Here is a 12584-nt window from a genome sequence, read left to right as displayed (position 1 = left end):
CAATAGATTTTTATGAAAATGATTACATGCCTGCAATATAGTTTTTAGATATATCTATTGACATGTACGTACATCAAAAATATAATGAACATGATTTTAAGAAAGGACAAGGTCAAGATGACTAAAGCAAAATCTGAACTGATCGCTCAAGACTTAGCTTCTAAGATTAAACATCAACAATTTAAGGAAGGCGAGCGCTTGCCTAGTGAAAATCAATTGACAGAGCTTTATGGCGCGTCACGCGAAACAGTCCGTAAAGCTTTGCAGCAATTGACCTCGTTAGGATTAATCCAAAAAATCAAGGGCAAAGGTTCGATCGTCCTTAATTTGGAAAAGTTTTCGTTTCCTATTTCAGGAATTTCTAGCTTTGCGGAATTAAATAAATCATTAGGAATGAATGCAAAAACTAAGCTACTTAATGATGAAATGGTTGATGATTTGCCGGCAATTTTCAAGAAATTCTTCCCTGAACAAAAGAAGCATGCAGGGATCTATGTTGAACGTTTAAGAATGATTAACGATGAACCAGAAGTGCTGGACTGTGATTTCTTATTTAATCCACCAATTACTGAGCTTCCGTCAGAAGAAGCAGAAAAATCAATCTACAATTATTTAGAAAATAAATTAGGGCTAGATATATCCTATGCAACTAAGGCAATTACGGTAGAAGAAATCGATGCTGATTTACAAGAGAAATTGCAATTGGATAGTAAGGAAGCAGTACTAGTAGCTAGTCATAATTTTTTAGCAGATACAACGCTGTTTCAGTTAACTTTATCCTTTCATAATCCTAAAAAGTTTAAATTTATTGACTTTGCTCGTAGACAGAAAATTAAGTTATAGGAGATAAAAATGACAGATTTAGGCAAAAAAGTAATTTACCAAATTTATCCCAAATCTTTTTATGATTCTAATGGCGATGGAGTAGGTGATATTCCAGGGATCATCGCTAAAATCGATTACATCAAGAAGCTTAACGTTGATATGATCTGGTTTAATCCCTTTTTTGTATCCCCTCAGAATGATGGCGGTTATGACATTGCGGATTATTACCGAATTGATCCTCGCTTTGGCACAATGTCTGACTTTGAGGAATTAACTAAAAAGCTAAAAGAAATAGGCGTTGGCGTCATGTTGGATATGGTGCTAAACCATTGTTCAACCGAAAATATATGGTTTAAAAAAGCTTTGGCAGGAGACGAAAAGTACCGCAAATTCTTTTACTTAAGGAAAGCTAAGCCTGACGGCTCCTTGCCTAATAATTGGCAAAGTAAGTTTGGTGGACCAGTTTGGGCAAAATTTGGTGATACGGATTATTATTACCTACATTTATATGATCCAACTCAAGCAGATCTCGATTGGCATAACCCAGAAGTTCGTCAAGAATTGTTCAAAGTAATTAACTTCTGGCGTTCAAAGGGAGTACATGGTTTCCGTTTTGACGTAATTAACGTGACCGGTAAGGATGAAAAGTTAGTTGATTCAACTGGTGATCCAAGTCAGGAAAAGAGTCTTTATACTGATACAGCAGTAGTGCATCAATATTTGAAAGAAATGAATCGCTCTACTTTTGGTCAAGATCCTGACTCAATTACGGTGGGTGAAATGTCTTCAACTACTATTGCTAATTCGATTGAGTACTCTAAGCCGAGTGAGCATGAATTGTCCATGGTCTTTACTTTCCATCATTTAAAAGTCGATTATAAAAATGGTGAAAAGTGGTCTAAAGAGCCGTTTGATTTCATGAAATTAAAGCACTTATTTACTGAATGGCAAGAAAAAATGGATCAAGGTGGCGGTTGGAATGCTTTGTTCTGGAACAATCATGACCAGCCGTGGGCCCTTAACCGTTTTGGTGATACTGGTAAATATCGAGAGAAATCTGCCGAAATGCTTGCTACTGCGACACATTGTATGCGCGGAACTCCTTACATTTATATGGGCGAAGAAATAGGAATGATGGATCCACATTATTCTTCAATTCATGATTATGTAGATGTTGAAGCTAAAAATGCTTTTGCGGCATTGAAACAAAAGGGAATAAGCGATGATGAAGCATTTGCAATAGTAAAAACTAAAGCACGAGATAACTCTCGTGTGCCGATGCACTGGGATGATAGTAAATTTGCTGGCTTTAGTGAATCAAAGCCATGGCTTTTACCAACAGATCAAGATAGAATTAATGTTGAAAAAGAATTACACGAGGGTGAAATTTTTGCTTACTATCAAAAATTGATCAAGTTGCGTAAGCACGAACAACTGATTTCTGACGGTCATATTAGAATGTTTTTAAAAGATGATCCACAAATTTTTGCCTATGAACGTTTTTTGAAGGATGAAGCTAAAAAAATATTAGTTTTCACTAATTTCTATGGTACTGATCATGTAGCACCATTGCCTGAACAATATCAAAATAAGAATTATCAACTCGTATTGAGCAATTATTCTGCACAAGATGGCAAACTAGGAGAGAATATCTCATTGAAGCCATATGAAGCTTTAGTAATTACAATTAATTAGACTAGTATAATTAATTGTGTTAAGGTAAAAATGTTCGTGAAGATTTCGATTTACGGACGAGGAATTCGCGAGAAGTCATGATTTTCAGGTCATGGCTTCTTTTTTTGCATAATAAGCAAAATTATGTAAAGTAATTGACAGCTTGCTTATAATAGATAGTAGAGAGAAGGAAAAACGATGTTAGTTGATTCTGATAGTTTTATTTCAGTTGAAAAGAAGCTAGTCAAACAAGGCAAGTTGCAAAAATTTGAAAAAGAAAATGGTCCAGTTACCAGTTTAATGATGATTAGTAAAGGAAGAATTGCGGACGATATGCGTTATCAGTTAGTCGAGAACTTGGCACATCATCCATTACATATAGTCTACAAGGCCTCATTTGATCAATATGATGAAACCCTGAATTGTATTTTCGATCGACAAACTAAAAAGCCAATCACAGGTTTATGGTACACGCCGCAAAGAAGAGACTTTACTGAACCGCCTAAGAAAATGGTCCAGCTTTTTATCAGTGAAATTGTAAATAATTTGACTGATTCAACAGGAATAGATTTGCCAATCTGGGTCTTTATCAATGATAAGGCACATTTGGCAGTTACTAAGAAAGATTTGAGTTAAGAAAAAAATCAGTGCGAACCCTATGTGAACATAAAAATGTGGGAGTTTCGCACTGATTTTGTTTTGTATTTTATGTGTTAACTCTTCTTTATATATTTTTGACATAGTATAATAGTTGATGAAGCCAAATATTTAGGATTGGATTTTATCCTAGTACTAAATATTGCGGTCGCACTCTATGTGAGTGCTTAAATTAAATTCAACTCTTGCAAATGCAAAAAAGCATCCCTAATCCAAATAGAGAAGGGGGATGCTTTTTTAATATCATTATTGACGCCAAGCGCTATCTAATTTTTGTTGACCAGCCTTAATTTGAGCATTAACATTTTGATGCTTATTTGCAGCAATTAAAATATTTTCCATAATTTGATTCATACCATTATAAGCAGAGTCAGAATTCTTAGCTACAGGAACACTGTAGAGATGCTTCATTGAATCCTTTAAGACACTTGGCAATTTCATCTTGCTGTCTAAGTATTCCTTACTATTTAAGACATTATCGTTAACAGGAATATAGCCAGTCTCATTAGCCCAAGTTAATTGGCTAGATTTGCTAGTCAAAAACTTCATATATTTCATGGCAGCATTTTTTTGTGCTTTTGAAGCATGGTTAAAGACATAAAGATCAGTCCCTTGAGAAATAGTGTATTCACCGGGACGAGGAGCAACGCCGTACGTAAACTTGTTGCCTACACCCATCTTAGTGTAACTTTCACCAGCTGAAGTACCGATGTACATTGCGACTTTTTCATTAGCAAAAGGACCGGAGAGGTAACGTTCACTACCAGCAGTTCTAAAGTAGCCATTGCGTACGCCATCTGCGTAGAAGTTAATAACTTTCTTAGAGGCAGCCGAATCTAACTTGATTGAACGACCAAAAGTTTGTCCTTCATTCTTGAGACCTAGAACATAGTAGTTGGCTAAGTTATCAAAACCAGCACCAACAATTTTATGGTTGGACTTTTCATAAATTGCTTTAGAAACAGACTTAAGTTCTGCCATTGTTTTAGGTACCTTTAAACCATATTTCTTAAGTAAGGTCTTGTTATAAGTCAAGACTTCAATAGATTTGTTGAAGGGAATACCATATTGAACGCCATTAATTTGCGCACCCTTCATTAATTCAGGACGAATATTAGATTTGGCTACTGAGCCCCAACCATAAGTTGAATTATTAATGTATGGAGTCAAATTGACCAACATCTTATTTTGCGCAGCTTGATAAAGCCAACCAGGATAAGCTTGAGTCATTGTTGGTAAGTTATTAGGATTTTGTTGAGTAGAAGTAATTTTCCCTTGTAACTGAGGGTAATTACCTTGATTTTCTAGCTTAACTTTGATGTTAGGATTTTCTTTTTCAAATTTATTAGTCAATTGTTTCAAAGTTTTTTGTTGTGCACCATTCATTGCGTGCCACATAGTAATTTCTGTCTTACTATTTTTAGCAGATGTAGTGCTCTTTTGATTTGAACAAGCTGCTAAAAATAATGCTGCAGTAGTTACTGCACCAATTGATAAATATTTTGTTAAGCCTTTCTTTGTCATCGAATTCTCCTCACTAAAAATAACATTAATAAAAATGAAATTTAAAATATATTTTTATTTTAATAAGCACAATATCTTGTATCACTTATTAACTAATGCAAGATAATATACTACTGGCTAAAAAAATAAAATTCAACCCTTGACTTTTTGCCTGCATTTATAAGCATTGATATATCAACGACTGTTTACTTAATAAAAATATTAGTAGCAAAAGAAATTGAATTAAAAACACATTTTATTAAATACAATATCTTGTGTATGATAAATGTAAGAATCAATTAAGCTAAGGCAAAATAATAGCTATTTTCTAGCAAATAGCTTATAATTAATAATGAAGTTAAGAAAAGAAAGGTCGAATTTTATGAAAAAATTAGATACTACTAAGCTTACTGATGAACAAATTGAATTCTTTAACTCACACTTACCATACATGGCAACTGTGAATGCTAACGGTGTGCCACAAGTTGGTCCTAAGGCTTCACTTAAGGCAATTGATGCTTCAACTATTCAATATCTTGAAAAGACTAAGTCAACTGCTTATGCAAACTTGAAGAATGGTTCAGTAGCAGCTATTGTTGTCGCTGATGTTCCTACTCATAAGGCATTTCGTGTTTTAGGACATGCTGAAATTCATGAAGGCGACGATTACGCTAAGAAGATCGTTTCAGGCACTGATACTCCTGAAGCATTCGTAGTTAACATTAAGATCGAAGAAATCGACGCTTAATTCAATATTTTATCGCAATGAGGCATCCCTAGCAGGGATGCCTTTTTTGTTGGTATAATGATGAGTAGTTAAAGTGAAAATAGATTTTTGAAAAAGGTAAATTGTGATTACTAGTAAAAAGAAGCCAATTCTTTGGTTATTATCAGATACACATCTAATTGCAGATAGTTTACATGATGATGGTCTTGCTTTTCAGCATATGCGCAACACTAGTGCAGGTAAAGACTTAGATTATCAGGAGATTGCTTTGACCGCGTTTGTACGTAAAGTAATCCAAGAGAAGCCCACTGCAGTGATAATTACTGGTGATGTAACCTTTAATGGCGCTAAAATATCAGGAGAACGTTTAGCTAATATTTTTAAGCCATTAACTAAAAATAAAATTGCATTCTTAGTTTTACCAGGAAATCATGATATTTTTGACGGCTGGGCTCGCAAGTTTAAAGGTGATCATGAAGATTACACCCCGCAAATTAGCCCAGCTATTTGGAAAGAGATCTTTGCTGATTCTTATCATTATGCTTTACATGAAGATCCTGATTCACTGGCTTATAGCGTTAATCTGAATAAGCAGTATCGACTAATATTAGCTGACTCAAATATTTATGGCAAGCAGGAATCACAAACTCATCCGATTACTAACGGTCGAATTTCAGAATCTCAAATGAACTGGATTGAAAAAGAATTAATCGATGCGCAGCAAAAGCAGCAACAAGTGCTATTCTTTATGCATCATAATCTGTATCGCCATAATAAAGTAATCTATCAGGGATATATTCTTGATAATGCACTTGCACTGCAAGGTTTATTACAAAAATATAATGTAAAAGCAGTCTTTTCTGGCCATATGCACGCACAGAATATTATTGGTCCGTTTGCTAATCGACCAATTGCGGAGGTAGCAGGAGCTTGTTTTTGTATGACTAAGCAGGAATATGGTCAGCTATATTTAGACGAAGCGGGGATGCAATATCAGGTGCATTCCTTCAAAATGGAATCGTGGTTAACTGCAGAAGAAAAGCAAAAAGTGCCAACAGATTTTTCGCAATATTTGAAGCATTTGTTTTTTAGTTTGGATGAAAAGCAACTAAATCAGATTGCGCAAGCTTTATCAGATAAAAATGATGCTAACGTGGTCATAAAATTTATAGATCAATTGAATTGGAACTTTTTTGTAGGTGAAAGTAATTATTCTGCAGCCCAAAAGAAAGAAATTGTTAATTCACGAGAATATCATTTGATTGCCAAATATTTACCTGGTTTTAAGCGCTACGTTGATTCATTTTTACAGGTAGAGCAAAGTAGCCATAAACTGAAGCTTAAGTGGTAGTGAGATTAGTTGCTGTAAAACGGAAACTTCTATTATGAAAAACGATACAGTAGAACAAATTACACCGAGATCATCCTCTAAGTCTGTTTTACCAGCAACCGGTAGGCAAGATAGTGATCTTTCATGGTTAGGGTTATTACTGTCTGGCTTGAGTTTAAGTGGATTATGGACTCGTAAGAAGAAAACAAAATAAAATCGAAGGAGATTGAGACACTGGGTTTCGATCTCTTTTTTGATAGGCTCAATATCAAGGAATAAATAACTATAACTGCTATAATGATGATATGAGTACTAACTGATCAAATCTTAACTGCATTTATTAGATCGAAGGTTCATTATGAAAATCAATAAAAAACTTATCTTAATTTCTACTGCGTTATTGGCTGTGTCTCCAATTGCCGCAGCACCACTAACTTCAAACGTTCAAACATCAGTTGCCGCAGCTACTAAAAGCAATGCAACTGGTTCCTTAAAAGTCATTGATTCACATATTATGTTGTACAATCGCTCGGGCAATTATTTGGATCATATTTCTGCACCTAAGAAAGGCAGCACGATTAAATACTATGGAAAACCATTTTTTAAGACGGTTGATCCAGGCGACTACAGTGCTGGTGAGTTATACTATCCTTTACGCAAGAATGTTTATATTTCTTCAGATTATGTAACACCAATATCTGGCCCTGCTTATTTAACGGCGATTTTTAATGCCAATATTTACAATAAGTCTGGCAAAAAAGTTGGTTTTGTCAAAAAGGGTAGCGTAGTCAAGTACGTTGGCAAACGGAAAATCACTAGTGGCAAAGCAAAATACTATTATGAAGCTACCAAAAATAAGTATCGCATCCCTTACACTAAGATTAAGGGCAAAGATTACTACTATTTAGGCTCTGGTCGTTACATCAAGGTCGCAAATATCGGTTACGTTGATGGCTATCGTCTAATCACTCAAGCCCCAATTACTGTGACCGTTAATAAGAACACTTCAACCATCACAAGATATGTTAATTCAACAGGTTGGGGTACAGATCCTAATAATATTGAATTAAAGAAGGGACAAAAGATCACAGTCGATTATGCTGGGCAATTCCCACAACAATTGACCGACTTTGATCATGATCACTATTCATACTACCGGATCAAGGGCACTAATTATTGGGTATCAGAAGATGATCTGAATTTGCCACAAGCTTTAGAGAATCATTCAGATCTTGAATTGGCCGATTCTACCAAAGTTGTCTTGGATAAAAAGATTCCTTTGTACAATATTGACGGTGAAAAGACAAGTCAAGAGCTATCTAAACAGTTCTATACCAATACGGTTGAAGAAACTGCAATGTATAGCAACCACAAAATTAATGAAGCACTCTATCTTTGGGTACCAAGTGAAAAGAAAGCCGAACTTTTCTACCATACAACAGGTGAAGTTAATGCTAAGACTAATAAGTTAGATAATGAAGGCTATATCTTAGCTAGTGATGTCAAAAAGGTTGAAGGTGTGAAGCTTACACCAATCAACACAGCCGGTGAAGCAGAATCACAAAGCAAGGTGGCAACTAATAAGTCATCATTGTCTACTGCAATTGCCACTGCAGAAAAGGTTCAAAAGACTGATCGCTATAAATTAGCTGACTATGATAAAAAGATACAGTTCTTGACTTATTTGCAAAATGCTAAAACTGTTGTTGGTGAGACAAATGCCAGTGAAGTTGCGGTTAGTCAAGCTGACGAGTTTTTAACTAATACGACTAAAGTACTTGATGGTAAAAAGTTGCTCGTTAGACGAACTGATCAGTTAACTACTTATGAGGTTCAAAAAGTGATGAACCTGATCTACAACTATTACCAGCCTCAAGTTACAGGTGAGCTTGACGTTCAACTTTATAACAGCAAACGTAATTGGCAATATCCAACAACTCGTCCAGTATGGGATGTTACCAAGAAGAGTCCATTTTGGTTTGGCTATTCTTCAGATACCATTAGAAAGCGCAAAGTCGATATTAGCCCATTAATCACTGATGGCATTACTGTTGGCAAGAAAAAGAAATTGCAAAGTAATGCATACGTTTATACCGCTGCAGGTGTGAAAACTAGAAAGCTGTTGAAGAAGAATACTTCTTATAAGATTCAAGCCATTACAACTATTAAAGGGCAAAAATATGTCAAGATTGGTGCAAATAAATACGTTAAGTATGGCAACTTCGAAGCATCTAAGCTAAAAGTGGTCAAACGTTACTACACTGTGCAAACTGTAACACCTGTGGTAAATGCCCAGGGTAAAAAAGTTGACGAAATCAAGTCAAAGAATACCAGGACAAAGAATTATGTCCAAACTTATGGCACCAAGAGGATCAAAGGCTATGATTACATTAAGATAGGTAGTAATCGCTATACCAATATGTTGGGATTTGAATATGTTTTGGCGAAGTAGGGTTCGATTGATTATTTAGTTTATGTTAAAAGAAGCACTGTGTTGGTGCTTCTTTTTTTGTACCTACACTACTTGTTATTAAATGGGGCTTCGGGGTAGAATAAAACTATATTTACTTTAATATTTAGAGGAAAAACAATGTCTAACTTTGAAACTTCACAAAAAGATTATCAAGAATACGCAAAATTGGCTTCCAGCGCTGAAAGCTTAATTTACTCTGATCCTAGAAGTAGTTTGACAGTTTTCGGAACTTTTGGTGAGCAATTAACTAAGGAAATCATGCATTTGGATGATTTAGGTGATTGGGAATTAAACCAAAAACAACGAATTGAAAAAATGGCATATTCTAAGAATGAATATCCACCTACTGTTTTGAATGCTCTTAATTTGATCAGGTTAAGACGGAACAAGGCAGCGCATGACGATCATTTTATTGCTACCAAAAAGATTGCGCTTGAAATTGATCAGAGTGCTTATTTGGTATGGAAATGGTTTTTAGAAGTTTATTCTCTGGATGAAGTTGCAGATTATGTTGAGCCACAAGATCAAAAAGCTTTAATTAAAACTCAAGAAGATAAAATCAAAGCTCTCGAAGAAAAGATAAAGCAATTACAACAAAATAGGGTGCAGGAAGTCATAATTTCTCCTGAAGAGCGTGAACGCAGACGCCAGATTAACGTTCAGTTTGCTAAAAAACATGAGTTAACTGAAGCAGAAACACGTCAGTTAATTGATCAACAATTGCGAGATGCGGGCTGGGAAGTAGATTCACAAAAATTGAACAATTGGACGCAGAAAACTGAACCGCAAAAAGGTCACAATATGGCAATTGCTGAATGGGTTCTACCTAATGGTCAGCGAGCAGATTATGCATTATTCAAAGGTTTGAAGTTCTACGGAATTGTTGAGGCCAAAAAGTGGGACCAAGATATTGCAGGGCAAATGGCACAGCCTAAGGAATATTCTAAAGAGGTACCGTTTAGATCAGATTATCGTCTAGTTTCAAATGAAATGGGTGATTACAAAGTTCCATTCATCTATACTGCAAATGGTCGTCCATATCTTAAACAATATCAGGAAAAATCTGGTATTTGGTTTTGGGATGCACATAATCCTAAAGAAAGCGCATATGCTCTTGAGGAATTTCATAAGCCAGAAGATTTATCGTTGAAGCTTTCTGCTAAAAATAAAGAAGAAGCAAATCAAGACTTGGTAGATGATCAAGATTTTCCTGATTTTGCACATCGTGAATATCAAATCGCTGCAATTCAAGCGATGGAAAATGCCATCAAAGATGGAAAAAAGCGTATTCTGCTTGCCATGGCAACAGGTACTGGTAAAACTAGAACGGCAATTGCTTTAATGTACAGACTACTTAAGCATAAGAGAGCTAGACGTATTCTTTACCTAGTTGACCGTAATTCATTGGGAAAGCAGACTGCCAATGCAATTAAAGATAATAAAATAGGTACGATGTCAATTTCTTCCATTTATGGATTAAAGGAATTGAGTGATAAGGCACCTGAAATATCAACAAAAATTCAAATTGCAACGGTTCAGGGGATGATCAAACGCCTATTTTTCAGTGAAGACAGTGATGATAAGCCATCCGTTGGTCAATATGATTTCATTATTGTTGATGAAGCTCACCGTGGTTATGCAGAAGATAAAGAGCTCAGCGATAAAGAATATCAATTCTATAGTCAAGAAGATTATGTTAGTCAATATAGACGTGTAGTTGATTATTTTGATGCGACTGCTATCGGAATGACTGCTACGCCAGCTTTACAAACGATTGATATTTTTGGCAAACCGGTGTATTCGTATAGCTACCAACAAGCTGTCCTTGATGGGTGGCTAGTGGACCATGATGCACCAGTAATTATTCAAACTCAATTATCTCAAGAAGGGATTCATTTTAAAAAGGGTGCCGAAGTTAGTCTTTTTGATCAGGATGAAAAAACTATCAATAAAGAAAAATTACCTGATAATATGAATTTTGATGTAAAAGACTTTAATAAGAGAGTTATCACACGTAGCTTTAATGAAGTAGTTTGTGATGAATTAGCTCAAAGATATCTTGATCCAAGTGATCCAAATTTAGGTAAAACTTTAATCTTTGCGGCAACTGATGAACATGCTGATATGGTTGTTGACTTATTAAAAAAAGCATTCAAAAAAGTGGGTAATCCTGTAGATGACGATGCTATCGAAAAAATTACTGGTTCAATTCGGCATCCTAATCAAGAAATTAAAAACTTTAAGAACGAAACCAACCCCAATATTGCAGTAACTGTAGACTTGCTAACTACGGGAATTGATGTACCACAAATTACTAGTATTGTCTTCTTAAGAAGAGTTCAATCAAGAATCCTCTATGAGCAAATGTTGGGACGGGCAACGAGACTTTGTCCCGAAATTAATAAATCCAAATTTACGATTTATGATGCTGTCGGAATCTATGAAGCAATGAATAAAGTGACAAACATGAAGCCTGTTGTTAAAAATCCAGGACATAATGTTCACTACTTCTTAAATCACAAGGATGATTTCTTTGAGACAAATGAGGATTCCGCTCAGTATCAAGTAGATATGGCTGGTGCAGTTGAGAGAAAAATTAAGCGCTTGGATGCTACTAAACGTGATGAGTTCCAACATCTGGCTGAAATTAATTCGGTTGATCAATGGGCCCGTGAATTAAGTAAGTTAGATAAGGCCCATTTTTTAAAGCAATGGCCTAAGTTTGAGCAGTTAGACCACATTAGCCCAGTCAAATCCAAGCAAATAATATCAGACGCAGTAGACAAGGTAGTTAATGTAAGTCGAGGTTATGGGCATGGCAATCAAAAACCAGCGGATTATATTGAAAACTTCAATAAATTCGTTAAGGAAAATGTCAATACTATTCCAGCCTTACAAGTTGTAGCTACTAGACCGAAGGATTTAACTTTTGATGAACTCAAAAATATTAAACTTAAGCTAGAGCAAAATGGTTTTAAAGAAAATGATTTGCAAAGTGCATGGAAGAACGTTAACCATGTTCAGACTACTGCTGATATTATCAGCTTCATTAGACAAGCTGCGGCTGGATCTGAGCTAATTGATCATGACGTCAGAATTCATAATGCTATGCAAAAAGTTTATGGCTTAGCTGATTGGACTATTCCTCAAAAGAAATGGTTGAAGAGAATTGAGAACCAATTAATTTCATCTACTGTATTGGGGCCAAATGCTGAGAAAGCCTTTGATGATAACTATTTCTTTAAACGTCACGGGGGTTATAAGCAAATTAAGAAGATCTTTCCAGAAAATGCTGATCAGATTATTTACGTGTTGAATGAGAATTTATATGTTTAAAAATGCCATTACTGGCATTTTTTTGCTTTTAATCACGAAAAGTTGTGATAAGAAAGGGC

The 12584-nt window shown here is 35.3% G+C and carries 9 protein-coding genes; 8 read left to right on the top strand and 1 reads right to left on the bottom strand.

Annotation, left to right across the window (positions count from 1 at the left end):
- Window positions 1–117: 117 nt before the first annotated feature.
- The 3 genes from treR to CP352_RS03095 all read left to right on the top strand — a co-directional run bounded on the left by treR (window position 118) and on the right by CP352_RS03095 (window position 3135).
- A complete protein-coding gene (treR, locus tag CP352_RS03105) occupies window positions 118–843 on the top strand; it encodes a trehalose operon repressor (protein WP_005726728.1) in 726 nt (241 codons plus the stop codon).
- A gap of 9 nt (window positions 844–852) precedes the next feature.
- Window positions 853–2520 carry an alpha,alpha-phosphotrehalase gene (gene treC, locus CP352_RS03100; RefSeq protein WP_089145388.1) on the top strand — a complete coding sequence of 556 codons (1668 nt, stop codon included), beginning with the start codon at window positions 853–855 and terminating at the stop codon, window positions 2518–2520.
- A gap of 177 nt (window positions 2521–2697) precedes the next feature.
- Window positions 2698–3135, top strand: a complete 438-nt coding sequence (locus CP352_RS03095) for a hypothetical protein (protein WP_023488760.1) — start codon at window positions 2698–2700, stop codon at window positions 3133–3135.
- Window positions 3136–3402: 267 nt separating this feature from the next.
- Here the strand turns inward: CP352_RS03095 and CP352_RS03090 are convergent, their stop codons facing one another.
- Window positions 3403–4680: an extracellular solute-binding protein gene (locus tag CP352_RS03090; RefSeq protein ID WP_005723055.1), complete on the bottom strand. Its 1278-nt coding sequence runs from the start codon at window positions 4678–4680 to the stop codon at window positions 3403–3405.
- 361 nt (window positions 4681–5041) lie between these two features.
- Between CP352_RS03090 and CP352_RS03085 the strand changes: the two genes are divergently transcribed.
- The 5 genes from CP352_RS03085 to hsdR all read left to right on the top strand — a co-directional run bounded on the left by CP352_RS03085 (window position 5042) and on the right by hsdR (window position 12525).
- Entirely contained in the window at window positions 5042–5407 is a 366-nt protein-coding gene (locus tag CP352_RS03085; protein ID WP_005722407.1) for a pyridoxamine 5'-phosphate oxidase family protein, read from the top strand.
- 103 nt (window positions 5408–5510) lie between these two features.
- The gene (locus CP352_RS03080) at window positions 5511–6737 is read left to right on the top strand and encodes a metallophosphoesterase (protein ID WP_035443748.1); all 1227 of its coding nucleotides are present in this window, start codon (window positions 5511–5513) and stop codon (window positions 6735–6737) included.
- A 34-nt stretch (window positions 6738–6771) separates the two neighbouring features.
- Window positions 6772–6930, top strand: coding sequence for an LPXTG cell wall anchor domain-containing protein (locus CP352_RS03075; protein ID WP_013086351.1), 159 nt, complete (start codon window positions 6772–6774; stop codon window positions 6928–6930).
- 144 nt (window positions 6931–7074) lie between these two features.
- A complete protein-coding gene (locus tag CP352_RS03070) occupies window positions 7075–9168 on the top strand; it encodes an SLAP domain-containing protein (RefSeq protein ID WP_089145558.1) in 2094 nt (697 codons plus the stop codon).
- A gap of 138 nt (window positions 9169–9306) precedes the next feature.
- The gene (gene hsdR, locus CP352_RS03065) at window positions 9307–12525 is read left to right on the top strand and encodes a type I restriction-modification system endonuclease (protein ID WP_089143506.1); all 3219 of its coding nucleotides are present in this window, start codon (window positions 9307–9309) and stop codon (window positions 12523–12525) included.
- The last annotated feature ends 59 nt before the right edge of the window (window positions 12526–12584 follow it).

Source organism: Lactobacillus sp. UMNPBX1, assembly GCF_002554085.1.
GTDB classification, from domain to species: Bacteria; Bacillota; Bacilli; order Lactobacillales; family Lactobacillaceae; genus Lactobacillus; species Lactobacillus crispatus.
Note: the sequence above shows the minus strand (reverse complement) of the source record. Positions and strands in the feature narration are given on the sequence as shown.